Genomic DNA, 15,674 nt, shown 5'->3' on the forward strand with positions numbered 1-15,674 from the left:
GGTGGGCCTGTCGAACCACGAGGCCGGGCACACCATCTTGCCACAACCTCGTCCTGCGACAGGCTCAGGATGAGGTCTACTTCTCTATTCTGTTAGAACCCTAATGGATTCCAGCCGGCGCGGGAATGACGCCGTATGTGAGGTGACAGCTACCCCACTTCGCTCAACAGCTTGCTTGCCGCAGCGCGCGCCTCGTCGGTGACCTTTGCGCCCGCCAGCATGCGCGCCACTTCCTCCTGCCGCGCCGCCACGTCGAGTGGCTTCACATGCGTGCGCATGAATGCCCCTTCCTTGACCGCCTGCTTTTCGATCAGCAGATGCCGCTGCGCCCGTGCCGCGACCTGCGGCGCATGGGTCACCGCCAGCACCTGCACCTTGCCCGCCAGGCGCGCCAGCCGCCGCCCGATCGCGTCGGCCACCGCCCCGCCGACACCGGTGTCGATTTCGTCAAAGATCAGTACCGGCGCCGAACCGCGATCCGCCAGCACCACCTTGAGCGCCAAGAGGAAACGGCTGAGTTCGCCACCCGACGCGACCTTGAGCAGCGGACCGGCTGCCGTGCCGGGATTGGTCTGCACATGGAACTGGATCTGGTCGAAGCCCGAGGCCGCCATGCGCCCATCGTCGACCTGATGATCCACGATGAACCGCGCCGAGCCCAGCTTCAGGTCGGGCAGTTCGGCGCCTACCGCCTTGCTGAGAGCACCCGCTGCCTTGGCTCGCCCCTTGCTCAGCACTTCGGCGGCCTTGCGATAGTCTTCCAGCGCCTTGACTTCCGCTGCCTGCAAGGCGGTCAAACGCGTCTCCCCGCTCTGCAGCGTTTCGAGATCGGCGCTGTACTTGGCCAGCACCTCCGCCAGGCCGTCACAGCTGGTCTGGTGCTTGCGGGCCATGGCGCGCAGGGCAAAGAGCCGCTCCTCCAACGCCTCTAGCTCGGATGGATCATAGGCGATTTCGCGCTTGAGCTCTTCCAGCGCATCACTGGTGCGGTCCAGCGCCACCAGTGACGCGTCGATCGTATCGACAATCGGCTGAAACAGTGTCTGCCCGCCATCGATCTTGCGCATCAGCCGGCGCATCAGGCCCGCTAGAGCCGGCGCCGGCGCCGAGGGTCCATTGAGCATCTCGTCGATCTCGACGACGTCGGATGCAGATCGCTCGGCCTGCTGCAGGTGCTGCCTCCGTTCGGCAAGTTCCTCTTCCTCGCCAACGGCCGGCTTGAGCTTGCTGAGTTCCTCCACCGTGTGACGCGCATAGTCTTCCGCAGCCAGCGCCTCGGCCACCAGCGCCTTCTGCTCGGCCACCGCCTCCTGCGCTTCGCCCAGCGCCAACCAGGCAGCGCGGACTTTGTCCACCTGCTTCTCGAGTTCGCCGAATGCGTCCAAAGCCGCACGATGCGTGGCGACATCTACCAGCGCCCGATCGTCATGCTGGCCGTGGATTTCCACGATCTGGCCGCCAACCTTCTGCAGCAGCGCCGCCGAGACCGGCTGGTCATTGATGAAGGCCTTCGTCCGTCCATCGGCAAACTGCACGCGGCGCAGGATCACGTCCTCGTCGTCGGGAATGGCATTGTCCCGCAAGGCCGCCCGTGCCGGGTGATCGGGTGCAAGCTGCAGCACGGCGACAACCTGCCCACTCTCCTGCCCGCTGCGCACCAGCGAGGCATCGCCGCGGCCACCCAGCGCCAGAGTCAGCGCATCAAGGAGGATCGACTTGCCGGCGCCGGTTTCCCCGGTCAATACGGTCATGCCCCCGTCGAGAGCCAGATCAAGCTGGTCGATCAGAACAATATTGCGAACCGAAAGCGCGTTCAGCATGCGCGGATTACCCTAGACTCTTGCCCGACTAATCTATCACCCGGCGGCCGTACGTGCGACGGCCATCGGACACAACTCCCGCACATCGGCGAGAACACGGTTCCACAAACGATCTGGGGCGCATTGTAGCGCCCCAGAACAAACTAGCAACAAAATCTTGGAACCCCTAGGTCCGAAGGCCCGCCATCCAACTGCCGCTGTTGACGGAGGGGGTAAGCCCTTGCTTGCCCAGGAGCTCGAAACCCTGCTTGTACCACGTGCTCGACGGGTAGTTGTGGCCCAGAACCGCGATCGCCGTACTGGCTTCGTTGGTCAGGCCCAGCAGCAGATAGGCTTCGGCGAGGCGATACAGCGCTTCCTCGATATGCGTCGATGTCTGCCAGGTTTCCACCACGACGCGGAAGCGGTTGATGGCCGCCGTATACTGCCCGTTGCCGAGATAATAGCGGCCCACCGACATTTCCTTGCCGGCCAGCTGGTCATAGGCCACCAGGAGCTTTTCCTTGGCGTCCTCGGCATATTCCGATTTCGGATAGGTGGAGATCACCAGGTTGTAGGTATCGATCGCGTCAGTCGAAAGCTGCTGGTCGCGCGTGATGTCCTTGATCTGCGCGAAATAGGCGTTGCCCTTGAGGTAAAGGACGTAAGCGGCGTCCTTGCCATTGGGGTAAAGCGCCATGTAGCGGTCGGCGGCCAGGATTGCCTCGGGCAGCTTGCCGGCACGATAATTTGCGAAGACCTGCATCAGCTTGGACTTTTCGACCATGGGGTCGCGGGGATGCTGCCGGTCAAGTTGTTCCAGCGACTTGATGGCTGTCGCGAAGTACTGGCGATCCATGTCGTCCAGCGCCTTCTGGTACAGCGTCGCAGCCGGAATGATCGGCTCTTCCTTGACCTTGGGCGGGCCAAACATGCTGCAGCCAGCAAGAAAGGCCGCGAAGGCAGCGACCGCCACAAACCGGGCGGTGCGGCTGGCGAAACCACCAAAAACGTCAACTGTCACGAAGTGCCCCGTCCTTAATCGAAACCGCTGGCTGCGGCGTAGTTAGCAATTGGATCAAAACTGTGGCGCGGCCGATCCGATCAGGAGCGCACCGAACGCAGGTAATGATTGACCGCAAGGCCTTGGGGTTGATCCTCGAAGGCTTCGAATTCAAGCGGCAGGTCCTCGGCGCCAACTATCTCATAGTTGGCTTCGCTGGAAAAGAGACCGGTCAGGACATGGGCATTGAGGGCATGGCCGCCCTTGTACGAACGGAAGCGGCCCCAGATCGGCAGGCCACCCAGCGACAGATCGCCGATCGCGTCGAGCAGCTTGTGGCGCACGAACTCGTCTTCGAAGCGCAGACCGCCGGGGTTGAGAATGCGGTCCTCGTGCACCGTGATGGAGTTGTCGAGGCTCGATCCCAGCGCATAGCCGGCCTGGCGCAGGATCTTGGCATCGCGCACAAAGCCAAAGGTGCGGGCGCGCGACACGTCTTCATAATAGCGGCGCGGTGTCCAATCGAAGATCATGCGCTGGCGGCCGATCACCTTGCTGTCGAAGTCGATCTCGAGATCGAGCGCACGGCCGTTATAGGGCTCGAGGGCGGCGAAGGCGTCGTTGTTGCGCACGGTCACGGCGCGCAGCACCTTGAGGAACTTGCGCTGCGCCGGCTGGATATCGAGGCCGACGCTGAGAATGGCATCGGCGAATGGGCGGGCGCTGCCATCGAGGATGGGGCACTCGCCGCCATCCAGCTTGATGATGGCGTTGTCGACACCCATGCCGCTGAGGGCCGAGGTCACGTGTTCGATCGTGGCAACGCTGATGCTGTCGCCAAGGTCGAGAGTCGTGCAGAGCGTCGTGCGGGTCACGCGCGAGAAGTGCACCGGAACCGGCACAGTCGTTGTGCCATCGCCACGTTCGCGGCAGATGGTCAGGCCCGAGTCAGGCGCGCCGGGGCTGATCGTCAGCGTCACTGGCTGGCCGCTATGCACGCCATATCCGGCGAAGCTGATCGCAGCAGCAAGAGTGCGCTGGCGCGTGGCAAGTTTATGCATACTCGAATAACTCCGACACGACCTTCTCCGCCCAGCAGGCGTGTTAGCCAAAAAAAACTCGGTGCGAAAGTCGCACCGAGTACTCTTCTTCGATTATACGCGGCAGATGTTAACCGTGTTTGCGCAGGAAGGCCGGGATCTCGAGGCTTTCCTTTTGCGGTGCCGGAGCCGGCTGGCGGCCGTGCATGTCGAGGTTGCCACGGGCACCTTCGACGCTCGGCGCGACGCGCGAACCCCTTGCGCCACCAGCTTCAATCGCGCTGCGCGCAGCGGCGTCGTCGGCCGGGGAGTAGACCGCTTCCTGCTTGGGAGCGGCAGCCTGCTGGCCCAGATTCAGGCCGACATTCGAGGCCAGTTTCTTGAACAAAGCGCGTGCATTACGCGGTTCGCTCTCGAGACGATCCTGCGGCTCCTGTGACCGGCGAGCAACAACCGGAAGCTCCTCGGTGCGCGGCATGCGGCGCTGACCTTCGGGCCGGGCAGCATGAGAGGGGACATAGACGCTCGGAACCGGCGAATCATCGACGGCAACAGGCTCGTCCTCGTGGATGCTCTGGGCCTCGGGGATATAGGGCTCCACGAAGACGCCATCGTCTTCCACGGCATCATAGGATGCTGCTGGGGCGGCATGCTGGCTGGACAGACTGAAAGCCTGGGCCATAGCCGCTTCCACATCCTGCTCGATCGCCTGAGGAACCGGCATCGGTGCCGGTGCGGGCGCAGGCGCCGGAGTTGCCACGGCGGCGCGCTCCATCTGCACGCGGGTCGGCTCGACCGGCACGTGGCGGCGCACTTCGAGCGGCGTACGCGAAGCATGCGGCTTCGCCGGCTCGAGGGCCTGCACCATGGTCGCGTCGGTGCCGGTGGCCACAACCGAAACGCGCAACGTGCCGGTGAGGCTCGGGTCGTAGGTGGCGCCGAGGATGATGTTGCAATCGGGATCGACTTCTTCGCGAATGCGCGAAGCCGCTTCGTCGACTTCGTAAAGGGTGAGGTCCGGACCGCCAGTGATCGAGATCAGGAGGCCACGGGCACCGTGCATCGAGACGTCGTCGAGCAGCGGGTTGGCGATGGCAGCTTCGGCGGCGTGGCGGGCACGATCTTCGCCCGAAGCCTCGCCGGTACCCATCATCGCCTTGCCCATGCCGCGCATTACGGCGCGCACGTCGGCGAAGTCGAGATTGATGAGGCCTTCCTTGACCATCAGGTCGGTGATGCAGGCAACACCCGAGAACAGCACCTGGTCGGCCATCGCGAAGGCGTCGGCGAAGGTGGTCTTCTCGTTGGCGACGCGGAAGAGGTTCTGGTTCGGAATGACGATCAGGGTATCAACGTGGCGATGCAGCTCGTCGATGCCATCTTCGGCGAGGCGCGCACGGCGATTGCCTTCGAAGTTGAACGGCTTGGTCACAACACCGACGGTCAGGATGCCCTGCTCGCGCGCCGCACGTGCTACAACCGGAGCAGCGCCGGTACCGGTACCACCGCCCATGCCGGCGGTGATGAAGACCATGTGCGAACCCGAGAGGTGATCGTTGATCTCATCCCAGCTTTCTTCGGCTGCAGCACGACCCACTTCGGGGTGCGAACCGGCGCCAAGACCTTCGGTAACGCCCACGCCAAGCTGGATGATGCGCTGCGCCTTGCTGAGCGCCAGTGCCTGCGCGTCGGTGTTGGCGACCACGAAGTCCACGCCATCGAGCCCGGACTCAATCATGTTGTTAACGGCGTTGCCGCCCGCGCCACCCGTACCAAAGACGGTAATGCGAGGCTTCAGTTCCTGAATATCCGGGATGGTGAGGTTGATGGTCATGAATGGCCTCATAGTGGCGTTGTTGGTAAAGATTTACCCTGCCAAACGTTAACCGCTCCCTAACAATTGTCTCACCGGTGTTAACGTGATCGCATTTTGCGACACGCCGCCGTTACGAATTCAAGTTTCATAAACCAAAAGTGGCATGTGACGTCGAAGGGCCCCGGCCTCGTTCGTCATCCGGTGGAACGCAACGAGGAGAACACCATGTCCAAGCTCATGCCCTGCCTCTGGTTTGACGACCGCATCGATGAAGCCATCGACTTCTACACCGCAACCTTCAAGAGCACACGCATCCATGCCCGGCTTCGCCAAGCTCCCGATCAGCCGACCTTTACCTGCACGCTCGAGATCGAAGGGCAGATGTTTCTCTTGCTTAACGGCGGCGACAAGACCAGCCGCCCATTCACCGAGGCGGTGAGCTTCGTCATCGAGACCGATGGGCAGGAAGAAACCGACTACTTTTGGGATCGGCTCACCGCAGATGGCGGCGAGGAAAGCATGTGCGGCTGGTGCAAGGACAAGTTCGGCCTCTCCTGGCAGGTCACGCCCAAGCAATTGCCGCAGACGCTGACCGGGTCGAACCAGGAAGGCGCCGGCCGCGCCATGCAGGCCATGCTCAAGATGCGCAAGATCGACGTCGCAGCGATCGAGCGTGCCTATCGCGGCGACTAGTCAGCGCTGATGGGTCAGCGCCCGGACACCCATGAGGCGCGGATTGGCGATAGCCATTCCGCTGCCCATGACGATGGCATCTTCCACGAGGCCCGACGACATCTGGCCGTAGCGGGCAATGGCCGCCTTGCGGAGCCTCAAGCCGATATAGGACGATAGCAGCGCCGCACCGATTGCCACGGCCGCGCCAGCCACCTGCTGGTTCCTTGGGGCGACCGCGGCGCCGGCGTAAGCCGATGTAATGGCACGCACGGCGAGGCCGATTGGCACGGTGCGATCTGGCGCCGACTTCATCTTGTCGCCGCCCATTTCCGCAGCAGCAAAGGCCAGCGTCCCGGCGGCAACAACCGGGTTCAGCATCAACTGCTGCAGCGGCAGGTTGGCGCGAACCTCGCCGCGCTGCGTGGCAACGGCAATCGCGGCGAGCGGCGTGATGCCGCGCTGACCTGCAACCAGGCCCATAAGAAGCGATCGAAGCATGGGTTATCTCTAGGACGGTGATGATGACCTAACGGCACGATCAGCAAAATCGATCCGCCAGCCGGCTTGCACGGCAAGAACAAAACACTAACATCCGGCCCATTACTGGTGAGTCTTACATCATGCTTGAAGCTTTTCTTGCCGCCTGGGTCGGCTGCATCCTGGCCCAGGCCTCGCCCGGACCCAACATGATGGCCACTGCCAGCGCGGCCCTTGGACAGGGCCGCCGGACAGCCCTGCTGGTGGTGCTGGGCATCAGCACGGGTTCGCTGCTCTGGGCGGCTGGCGTGTCGCTGGGTCTGGGTGCGCTGTTTGCCGCCTTTCCCCTTTTGCTGATCTTGCTGAAGTTTGTCGGCGGGCTCTATCTGCTCTGGATCGCAGTGCGCTCCTTGCGCTCGATCCTGGCCAACAATGAACTCTCGGTCGCCGCCCGGCAGCAGCCGCTCGGCGATTTCGCGGCCTGGCGCTATGGGCTCTTTGTGGTGATGACCAATCCCAAGGCCGCACTGATGTGGTCGGCCGTCGCGACCTTTCTGTTCGGCGCAGGTCTGGGCAGGCTGGAAGTGGTCGCCTTCGGGCCGCTGGTCGCCCTCTCCGCTTTCACCATCTACGGCTTTTATGGCCTCTTGTTTTCCACCGGCGTCGCCATGCGCGCCTATGGCCGCTTCTGGCGCGCCATTGAAGGCGCTTTCGGCCTGGCCTTTGGCGCGCTGGGCATGACGCTCCTCGCCTGGGGCGTACGCGACCTGCGCAGCTAGAAGCTCGTGCGCAGCCAGTTGCCGACGCGGGCAAAGTAGCCGTCGGTGCCGGTGAGCTTCCGCGAGCCACGCGGCTCCTGATATTCTTGCGAACAGACCTGCGGATAGATCAGCATGCCGGCAACGGTCGCGAAGGCTGCTCCCTTGGCCATTTCCGGCAGGCCGGCGATGCCCATCGGCCGGCCGTTGCGCACGTTTCGCGCCAGGGTGCGGCGCGCGACTTCCGGCAGGCCGGTCATTTCGCTGGCGCCGCCGGTCAGCACGAAGCGGCGACCGCAGACATCCATCATGCCCGTGGCTTGCATGCGGTCACGGATGGCGGTGAGGATTTCCTCGATGCGCGGGCGCATGATGCGGGTGAGCACCGAACGGGCCACCTGCCCCGGCGCCTCGTCATGCTGTGCGCCGACGGGGTTGATCGAGATCAGATCGCGTTCATCGGCCTGCCCGGGCAGCACCGACCCATAGAAGGTCTTGAGCCGCTCGGCATCGGCCACGCTGACCGACAGCTGGCGGGCAATATCAAGCGTCAGGTGATGGCCGCCAATGGCGATGGCATCGGCATAGACCAGGTGCCCGTCGTTGAATACCGACACCGTGGTTGTAGCGCCGCCGAAGTCGACGCAGGCAACGCCCAACTGGGCCTCGTCATCCACCAGCACCGACAGCCCTGAGGCATAGGGCGTGGCGATCAGGGCCTCTATCTGCAGGTGGCAGCGATGCAGCACCAGTTCCAGATTGCGCATCGCCAGCGTCTCGGAGCTGACAACGGCAACATCGACGCCCAGCTTGTCGCCGACCATGCCCTTGGGATCACGGATACCCTTCTGCCCGTCGATTGCGTAACCGATCGGCAACGCATGGATGATTGACCGCTCCGGCCGCACCGAACGTTCGTTGACCGCTCGCAGCACCCGGTGGAGGTCTGCCTTCTCCACTTCCTGCCCGTCGAGCGACACCGCCGCCGAGAACGTTTCCGAGCCCAGCCGCCCTGCCGTGACGTTGACGATGACCGATTCCAGCGTCAGTCCGGCCGCGCGCTCGGCCATGCCGACGACGGAGCGGATGGCATGCTCGGCCTTCTCGATATCGGTGACGACACCGCTCTTGACGCCCGCCGATGGGCCATAGCCGAAGCCGATCACCTCAGCCTGATGCGAGCGCCCCTTGAGCGCCCTGCCCTCGGGGCGCGGCGTGAGGCGCGCGATGACGCAGCAGATCTTGGTCGAACCGATATCAAGCACCGCCACCAGCGTGGTCTTGCCAGGCTGGACAGGGCGGAGCCGGGAGGTCATGGCATCGGTCATCATTGCGGAACGATCGGTTGGGCTAGTGTTTGCGAAGGAAGATTGCGCGGCGGCATTGGGTAAGGCTGGCCAGACTTGGCGCGCTCGATGATCGCCGCCTTACGCTCCTCCTCCTCGGCCGCGATCTCCTCGTCGGTCTTGGTGGGGCGCACGGCAACGAGATTGGCGACGCGAAGGTCGATCACGGTCAGGTCACGCTGCAGCAGCTGGTACTCGGCCTCGTAGTTCTCGAGGTGGTTCAATGCCCGCGCCACGCCGAGCTCGGGCAGCTGCACCCTGAGGCCGGTCTCGTAGATAAGATCCCAGCGCCGGTCGGCAATCCGCGACAGCGCCACCAGCCCCTGCTGCAGCACCGGATGCTGCTCAAGAGCGCGGATCATCACCATGGCGTCGTCGCTGGCGCCGTCGCCGACCACGAGAGGCAGTTCGCCATAGGCACCCCTGTCTTCCCCAATCTGCTCACCCGCTGCGTCAATGACAAAGGTAATGCCGTCCACGCGCCAGCGCGCCACCGGCGTCTCTTCGGTGATGGTGACGATCAGGTCGCCCGGATAGGTCTTGCGGACGCTCACGGTCTCAACGGCCGGCAGCTCGGCAATGCGCTGCCGCGCCGCCTCGACGTCGAAGGAAACGGTTGAGGTATGAGGCTCCACGCCCAGCGCATCGAAAATGGCCTGTTCACCGGTCAGGGTCTGGCCGGTTATAGAGATTTCGCCGATGGCAAAGCCGGCATCGGCAAAGCGGCCCTGCACCACTTCCGACAGGACGCCGGCACCAAAGGCGATCGGCTCGCGCAGCTGATAAAGGACGGTGGCGCCAGCCAGCAGCGCCGCCACGGCCAGGCCACGAACGATACCGGTGCGATGGAGCACCCAGGCGCGGCCGAGATTGTTGGCCAGCTTGCGCCGGGCCGGGCGGACAGGAACAGGCAATGCGCGAGGATCGACGATCCTGGCGCCAGCGAGAAAGGCCTCGCTTTTTACCTGTTGCAACTCGCGTCCTCCACCAGCCAGGAGACCAGATCTTCAAACGAATGCCCGGCATGCAACGCCTGTTCAGGCGCCAGCGAGGTGGGGGTCATGCCCGGCTGGGTGTTGATTTCCAGACAGACAAGCTCACCGTCTTCTCCCGCTGCATCGTTGTAGCGGAAGTCGGTTCTGGTGATGCCGCGGCAGCCAAGCGCAAGATGCGCCTGCAAGCTCATCTTTTGAACTTTGTCGTAAATTTTCGGTGAAATTTGCGCCGGAATGACATGTTGTGATCCGCCGGCGGAGTACTTTGCTTCGTAGTTGTAGAAGGCCAGGTCGGTGACGATCTCGGTGACCCCGAGCGCCACATCGCCCATCACGGCGCAGGTGAGCTCACGGCCGGGAATATAGCGCTCGACCATCAGCTCTTCCCCGCCCTTCCAGTCCTCACCGAGGATCTCCTGCGGCGGATGGGATTGGCCGGCCTTCACGATCATGATGCCAAAGCTCGAACCGTCGGCCACGGGCTTGACCACATAGGGAGCCGGCATGACATGGGCGCGGCCGACATCCGCGCGGCTGGCAATCACGTGATCGGTGACAGGTATTCCGGCAGCCTTGAGCATGATCTTGGCCTGGTGCTTGTTCATCGCCAGCGCCGAGGCCATCACGCCCGAATGGGTATAGGGAATGCGCAGGAATTCCAGCACGCCCTGGATCGTGCCATCCTCGCCGAAGCGTCCATGAAGGGCATTGAACGCCACGTCCGGCGCAATCTCCCGCAGCCGCTCGGCGATGTCGTAGCCCACGTCGACTTCGGTGACGCGGTAACCGGCATTGCGCAGTGCCTCTGCGCAGCCCCGCCCCGAGCTCAGCGATACGGGGCGCTCGTTGGAGAGCCCGCCCATCAGAACGGCAACGTGCTTGCTCATGGCAGTTCGGGCTCCTTGCCGATCAAGGCGCCCAGTTCGCCAGGCAGCGCAGCCGCCCATTGCGTGATATTGCCGGCGCCCAGGCACACGACATAGTCTCCGTCCTCGGCACGGCTGGCGATCAGCGCTGCCAGCGCTTCGGGGCCATCGATCAGCCGGGCATCGCGGTGGCCGCGGGCGCGAATGCGATTGACCAGCTCTTCATGGGTCACGCCCGGGATGGGCTGCTCGCCCGCCGCGTAGACCGGCGCGACGATCACCGTGTCGGCGTCGTTGAAGCAGGCCGAAAAGTCATCGAACAGATCATGGAGGCGCGAGTAGCGGTGCGGCTGCACCACGGCGATGACATCGCGTCGCGTCGAAGACCGCGCTGCCCGCAGCACGGCCGCAATCTCCACCGGGTGGTGGCCATAGTCGTCGATCACGGTGATCCCGCCAACAACACCCGTCCGGGTAAAGCGCCGCTTGACCCCGGTGAAGCCCTTGAGCCCCTTGCGGATTGCTTCCGCCGGCACGTGCAACTGGTCGGCCACCGCGATGGCAGCCGTAGCGTTGAGCGCGTTGTGAATGCCCGGCATGGGCAGTTCGAGCCCGTCGATCCTCAGCTGCGTCAGACGAATGCGGTCGCGGATCTCGACCGAGAACTTGCTGACCCCACCGACATTCTCCAAGTCTACGAGGCGCACATCGGCCTGCGGGTTCTGCCCATAGGTGATCACGCGGCGATCCTTGATCTCACCCACCAACGCCTGCACTTCCGGGTGGTCGAGGCACATCACGGCGAAGCCGTAAAAGGGCACGTTCTCGACGAACTGGTGGAAGGCCTTCCGCACGCCTTCGAAGTCGCCATAGTGGTCCAGGTGTTCCGGGTCGATGTTGGTGACCACCGCCACATCCGCCGGCAGCTTGACGAAGGTGCCGTCCGATTCATCGGCCTCGACCACCATCCATTCGCCGGCACCGAGACGGGCATTGGTGCCATAGGCGTTGATGATGCCGCCGTTGATCACCGTGGGATCGAGATTGCCAGCATCGAGCAACGTCGCCACGAGCGTCGTCGTGGTCGTCTTGCCATGCGTGCCGCCAATGGCGATTGCGGTCTTGAACCGCATGATCTCGGCCAGCATTTCGGCGCGCCGCACGATGGGCAGGGCCTTGGCGCGGGCCGCGACCAATTCCGGGTTATCCTTCTTGATCGCCGAGGAGACAACGACCACTTCGGCCTGGCCGAGGTTGTCGCCGCTCTGGCCGATCTCGACCTTGATGCCCATGTCGCGCAGCCGCTGCACGTTGGGATTGAGCGAAGCGTCCGAGCCCTGCACCACATAGCCCTGGTTGTGCAGGATCTCGGCAATGCCGCTCATGCCGATGCCGCCGATCCCGATGAAGTGGACGGGCCCGATATTGCGGGGCATTTTCATGAACGGTAATCCACTTCGAGGTTCTTGCCAGAGAGCATCTCGGCAATGTCAGCCAGCTTCTCGACCGCACCGGGCCGGCCCAGTGCGCGGGCAGCAGCGGCAGCGTTGGTCAGTGTTGCAGGCTCGGTTAACAGGGAGGTGAGGCGAGTGCCCAGCGATTGCGGCGACAGCGTGGCCTGCTCGGCGATCCATCCGGCGCCGGCATTCTCCATCACCAGGGCATTGTTCTTCTGGTCGGCATCGAGCGCGCCTGGCAGCGGCACCAGAATGGCGGGGCGTCCGAGCACGGTCAGTTCGGCAATCGTCGAGGCGCCGGAGCGGCCGATCACCAGGTGGCTTTGGGCCATGCGCTCGGGCAGGTCGGTGAAAAAGGCGGCCAGTTCCACATTGACCTTGGCCTGCCGGTAGGTTTCCGCCACGCGATCGAGATCGTCGGCGCGGCACTGCTGCACCACTTGGAGCCGTTGGCGCAATGCCTCCGGCAAGGTGGCGATAGCAGCCGGTACGATGTCCGACAGCGCCTTGGCGCCCTGGCTACCGCCAAAGATCACCAGACGGATCGGCCCATCCGCCGTCAGCGCCGGATACGGCGTGCCCGCCACCGCACGGACGCGGTCACGCACAGGGTTGCCTGAAACGATCTTTTCCAGCGTCAGCGTGTCGGCGAATTTGGTCTTCTCGAAGCTCATGGCCAACACGTCGGCAAAGCGGCCCAACGCCCTATTGGCGCGGCCCATGACGGCATTCTGCTCATGCAGGATTCCGGGAATGCCGAGGAGGTTGGCCGCCATGAATGGCGGAAAGGTCGGATAGCCGCCAAAGCCTACCACGCAGTCTGGCCGGTTCTGGCGCAGCTTGCCCCAGGCTACGCGAATGCCCTGCAAGATCCGGACACCGCCCCGGACGAACTTCACGGGGTTGCGTAGCGATGGCGTCGCCGACGGCACGATATGAATTTCGCTGGCTGGAAAGTCGGCGCCATAGCTCTCGACCCGGTGGTCGGTCATGAGCTCAACCCGATGCCCGCGGCGCAACAGTTCCTGTGCCAGCGCCATGGCCGGGAAGAGGTGCCCCCCGGTCCCGCCGGCCATCAACATGAACTTTTTCATTCGGCAGCCGCCAATGGTGCAACGGCGCTGCGATAGGCCGGGATACCTGTGGACATGCGCTCCTCTGGTTTGGTGCGGGTAAGCGCCAGCATCAGTCCCATGGCAAAGGCGATGGCGATCATGGATGTGCCGCCATAGGACACGAAGGGCAAGGTCATGCCCTTGGGGGGAATGAGGTTGAGGTTCACCGCCAGGTTGATGCCCGACTGCATGGCAAACTGGATCGCCAGCGTCGACGCGGCAAGGCGAGCGAACAGGCTGGACTGCCTCTGGGCGCCCATCATGGCGCGGATCACGATAAAGCCGATCAGCGCCACCAGCACCATGCAGAACAGGATGCCGAACTCGCCGGCAGCGGCCGAAAACACATAGTCGGCGTGAGCATCCGGGATCAGCTTCTTGGCAATGGACTCGCCCGGCCCGCGGCCGAACCATCCCCCTTCCAGCAGCGACTGGAGCGCGCGGTCGATCTGGTAGGTATTACCGCCGCCCTCTGGATTGAGGAACGTATCGATGCGGCGCGACACGTGCGGAAAGAACATATAGGCACCGAACAGCAGCGCCACCGCCGCACCGGCAAGACCGAAGATCACGAACCAGGAAATGCCTGATAGAAACAGCAGCACCGCATAGGTGCCAAGCACCAGCGCCGTTTGCCCGATATCGGGCTGCAGCAAAAGCGCACCCACGACCGAAGCCATCATTGCCGTCGCCAGGATACGGCCAGGCACGTTGCGATGGATCATCGACTCCGAGAACAGCCAGGCGCCCAGCACGGCGAAGGCGGGCTTGACGAATTCTGACGGCTGCACCGACTGCCCGGCAAAGGAGATCCAGCGGCGCGCGCCCTTGACCTCCGTGCCGAACCGCAACGTCGCCCACAGCAGCACCAGGCTGACGACGAAGGTCGCCAGCGCTGCCAGTCGCGCCTGGCGGTGGTTGAGCAGCGATGTCACCAGCATCACCGGCAGCGCCAGCAGGCAAAACAGCGCGTGGCGGATCACGAAATTCCATTCGTTGAGCCCGATGCGCTCCGCCACGGGCGGGCTCGCGGCAAAGCTCAGCACCATGCCGCAGGTCATAAGGAGGATCAGCGCGCCAAGCAGTTCGCGATCGATCGACCACCACCACTCCGCCAAGGGCGTCTTTTCGGCACGAGAGAACATCATGAGGCAGCCGGCAACTCGATACAAACTGCGCCATTTCTAGCAGCCGTTTGGTTACCGAATGCTCAAGACCGTTGCGTTTTGCGACTCGGTTAGCGCAGCTTGAGGCTCGACAGGCCCACAAGTGCCAACACGAAGCTGATGATCCAGAAGCGGATCACCACCTGCGACTCCGTCCAGCCCAGATGCTCGAAATGGTGGTGGATCGGGGCCATGCGGAACACGCGCTTGCCCGTGAGCTTGAACGACGCCACCTGGACGATCACCGACACCGCCTCGAGCACGAAGAGGCCACCGATAATGGCAAGGACCAGTTCATGCTTGGTGGCAACGGCGATCGTGCCCAGCGCACCGCCGAGGGCGAGCGAGCCCGTGTCGCCCATGAAGATCTGCGCTGGCGGCGCATTAAACCACAGGAAGCCTAATCCGGCGCCGATCAGCGCGCCGCAGACGACCGACAGCTCGGCCGTGCCCGGCACCGCATTGAGCAGGAGGTAGTCCGAGAAGTTGGCGCTACCGACTAGATAAGCGATGAGAGCAAAGCAAGCCGCAGCGACCATCACCGGCACGATGGCCAGGCCATCGAGTCCATCGGTAAGGTTGACCGAATTGCCCGCTGCAACCACCACGAACCCGCCGAACAAGATGTAGAAGTAGCCCAGGTTGAGCGCCAAGTCCTTGACGAATGGGAAGAGGAGCGACGTGCCGTATGAACCAGATGCCAGCTGCGAGATGAAGAAGGCGGCGATGCAGCCGATAAAGGCTTCGAGCAGCAGCCTCTGCCGCCCGCCGAAGCCCTTGTGGCTCATCCGCTTGACCTTGAGGTAGTCGTCATAGAAGCCGATGGCGCCAAAGCCGACAGTCACGAACAGCACGACCCAGACATAGCCGTTGGCTAGGTTTGCCCACAGCAGGGTCGAGATCACGGCACCCGACAGGATCATCAGCCCGCCCATGGTGGGCGTGCCCTTCTTGGTCAAGAGGTGCCCCGCCGGACCATCCTCGCGGATCGGTTGTCCCTTACCCTGCTTGAGGCGCAGCAGCGCGATCATGCCGGGACCGAAGAGAAACACGAAGAACAGGGCGGTTACGACAGCGCCCGCCGTACGGAAGGTGATGTAGCGGAAAACGTTGAAGGCCGCGAGTGCTTCACCCAGCTGACCAAGGAAATACAACATGAAG

General features: G+C 63.6%; 14 protein-coding genes. 2 read left to right on the top strand and 12 right to left on the bottom strand.

Annotated elements, in window-relative coordinates:
• Positions 1-149: 149 nt before the first annotated feature.
• The 4 genes from recN to ftsZ all read right to left on the bottom strand — a co-directional run bounded on the left by recN (position 150) and on the right by ftsZ (position 5,676).
• The gene (gene recN / locus VIL88_RS00490; RefSeq protein WP_331984814.1) at positions 150-1,820 is read right to left on the bottom strand and encodes a DNA repair protein RecN; all 1,671 of its coding nucleotides are present in this window, start codon (positions 1,818-1,820) and stop codon (positions 150-152) included.
• Between the two features lie 166 nt (positions 1,821-1,986).
• Entirely contained in the window at positions 1,987-2,823 is an 837-nt protein-coding gene (locus VIL88_RS00495) for an outer membrane protein assembly factor BamD (protein ID WP_331984816.1), read from the bottom strand.
• An 80-nt stretch (positions 2,824-2,903) separates the two neighbouring features.
• Positions 2,904-3,863, bottom strand: coding sequence for a UDP-3-O-acyl-N-acetylglucosamine deacetylase (lpxC, locus tag VIL88_RS00500; RefSeq protein ID WP_331984818.1), 960 nt, complete (start codon positions 3,861-3,863; stop codon positions 2,904-2,906).
• Positions 3,864-3,972: 109 nt separating this feature from the next.
• Positions 3,973-5,676, bottom strand: a complete 1,704-nt coding sequence (ftsZ, locus tag VIL88_RS00505; protein WP_331984820.1) for a cell division protein FtsZ — start codon at positions 5,674-5,676, stop codon at positions 3,973-3,975.
• Positions 5,677-5,883: 207 nt separating this feature from the next.
• Between ftsZ and VIL88_RS00510 the strand changes: the two genes are divergently transcribed.
• Positions 5,884-6,351 (top strand): VOC family protein, encoded by a 468-nt coding sequence (locus VIL88_RS00510; RefSeq protein WP_331984822.1) that lies wholly within the window; start codon positions 5,884-5,886, stop codon positions 6,349-6,351.
• Here the strand turns inward: VIL88_RS00510 and VIL88_RS00515 are convergent, their stop codons facing one another.
• Positions 6,352-6,831: a DUF4126 domain-containing protein gene (locus VIL88_RS00515; RefSeq protein ID WP_331984824.1), complete on the bottom strand. Its 480-nt coding sequence runs from the start codon at positions 6,829-6,831 to the stop codon at positions 6,352-6,354.
• 122 nt (positions 6,832-6,953) lie between these two features.
• Between VIL88_RS00515 and VIL88_RS00520 the strand changes: the two genes are divergently transcribed.
• Positions 6,954-7,589, top strand: a complete 636-nt coding sequence (locus VIL88_RS00520; RefSeq protein ID WP_331984826.1) for a LysE family translocator — start codon at positions 6,954-6,956, stop codon at positions 7,587-7,589.
• Here VIL88_RS00520 and ftsA read toward each other — a convergent pair.
• From ftsA to mraY, 7 genes are all read right to left on the bottom strand, one after another.
• Positions 7,586-8,884 (bottom strand): cell division protein FtsA, encoded by a 1,299-nt coding sequence (ftsA, locus tag VIL88_RS00525; protein ID WP_331984828.1) that lies wholly within the window; start codon positions 8,882-8,884, stop codon positions 7,586-7,588. The two genes, VIL88_RS00520 and ftsA, sit on opposite strands and share 4 nt — an antisense overlap.
• An 11-nt stretch (positions 8,885-8,895) precedes the next feature.
• Entirely contained in the window at positions 8,896-9,888 is a 993-nt protein-coding gene (locus VIL88_RS00530; RefSeq protein WP_331984830.1) for a cell division protein FtsQ/DivIB, read from the bottom strand.
• A complete protein-coding gene (locus VIL88_RS00535) occupies positions 9,876-10,796 on the bottom strand; it encodes a D-alanine--D-alanine ligase (RefSeq protein WP_331984832.1) in 921 nt (306 codons plus the stop codon). Before VIL88_RS00535 ends, VIL88_RS00530 begins: the two co-directional genes overlap by 13 nt.
• Complete coding sequence (gene murC, locus VIL88_RS00540; protein ID WP_331984834.1) at positions 10,793-12,217, bottom strand: UDP-N-acetylmuramate--L-alanine ligase; 1,425 nt, start codon at positions 12,215-12,217, stop codon at positions 10,793-10,795. Before murC ends, VIL88_RS00535 begins: the two co-directional genes overlap by 4 nt.
• Positions 12,214-13,326 carry an undecaprenyldiphospho-muramoylpentapeptide beta-N-acetylglucosaminyltransferase gene (gene murG / locus VIL88_RS00545; protein WP_331984836.1) on the bottom strand — a complete coding sequence of 371 codons (1,113 nt, stop codon included), beginning with the start codon at positions 13,324-13,326 and terminating at the stop codon, positions 12,214-12,216. The genes murC and murG overlap by 4 nt, the downstream gene beginning before the upstream one ends.
• Positions 13,323-14,495 carry a putative peptidoglycan glycosyltransferase FtsW gene (locus tag VIL88_RS00550; RefSeq protein ID WP_331984838.1) on the bottom strand — a complete coding sequence of 391 codons (1,173 nt, stop codon included), beginning with the start codon at positions 14,493-14,495 and terminating at the stop codon, positions 13,323-13,325. The genes murG and VIL88_RS00550 overlap by 4 nt, the downstream gene beginning before the upstream one ends.
• An 89-nt stretch (positions 14,496-14,584) precedes the next feature.
• Positions 14,585-15,670, bottom strand: coding sequence for a phospho-N-acetylmuramoyl-pentapeptide-transferase (mraY, locus tag VIL88_RS00555; protein WP_331984840.1), 1,086 nt, complete (start codon positions 15,668-15,670; stop codon positions 14,585-14,587).
• Positions 15,671-15,674 lie beyond the last annotated feature (4 nt).

The organism is Devosia sp., from assembly GCF_036563435.1.
In the GTDB taxonomy this organism is placed as follows: domain Bacteria; phylum Pseudomonadota; class Alphaproteobacteria; order Rhizobiales; family Devosiaceae; genus Devosia.

Coding starts and splice junctions, on each gene's coding strand:
- recN (WP_331984814.1), bottom strand. CDS start 1,820: ATGCTGAACGCGCTTTCGGTTCGCAATATTGTTCTGATCGACCAGCTT.
- lpxC (WP_331984818.1), bottom strand. CDS start 3,863: ATGCATAAACTTGCCACGCGCCAGCGCACTCTTGCTGCTGCGATCAGC.
- ftsZ (WP_331984820.1), bottom strand. CDS start 5,676: ATGACCATCAACCTCACCATCCCGGATATTCAGGAACTGAAGCCTCGC.
- VIL88_RS00510 (WP_331984822.1), top strand. CDS start 5,884: ATGTCCAAGCTCATGCCCTGCCTCTGGTTTGACGACCGCATCGATGAA.
- VIL88_RS00515 (WP_331984824.1), bottom strand. CDS start 6,831: ATGCTTCGATCGCTTCTTATGGGCCTGGTTGCAGGTCAGCGCGGCATC.
- VIL88_RS00520 (WP_331984826.1), top strand. CDS start 6,954: ATGCTTGAAGCTTTTCTTGCCGCCTGGGTCGGCTGCATCCTGGCCCAG.
- ftsA (WP_331984828.1), bottom strand. CDS start 8,884: ATGACCTCCCGGCTCCGCCCTGTCCAGCCTGGCAAGACCACGCTGGTG.
- VIL88_RS00535 (WP_331984832.1), bottom strand. CDS start 10,796: ATGAGCAAGCACGTTGCCGTTCTGATGGGCGGGCTCTCCAACGAGCGC.
- murC (WP_331984834.1), bottom strand. CDS start 12,217: ATGAAAATGCCCCGCAATATCGGGCCCGTCCACTTCATCGGGATCGGC.
- murG (WP_331984836.1), bottom strand. CDS start 13,326: ATGAAAAAGTTCATGTTGATGGCCGGCGGGACCGGGGGGCACCTCTTC.
- VIL88_RS00550 (WP_331984838.1), bottom strand. CDS start 14,495: ATGATGTTCTCTCGTGCCGAAAAGACGCCCTTGGCGGAGTGGTGGTGG.
- mraY (WP_331984840.1), bottom strand. CDS start 15,670: ATGTTGTATTTCCTTGGTCAGCTGGGTGAAGCACTCGCGGCCTTCAAC.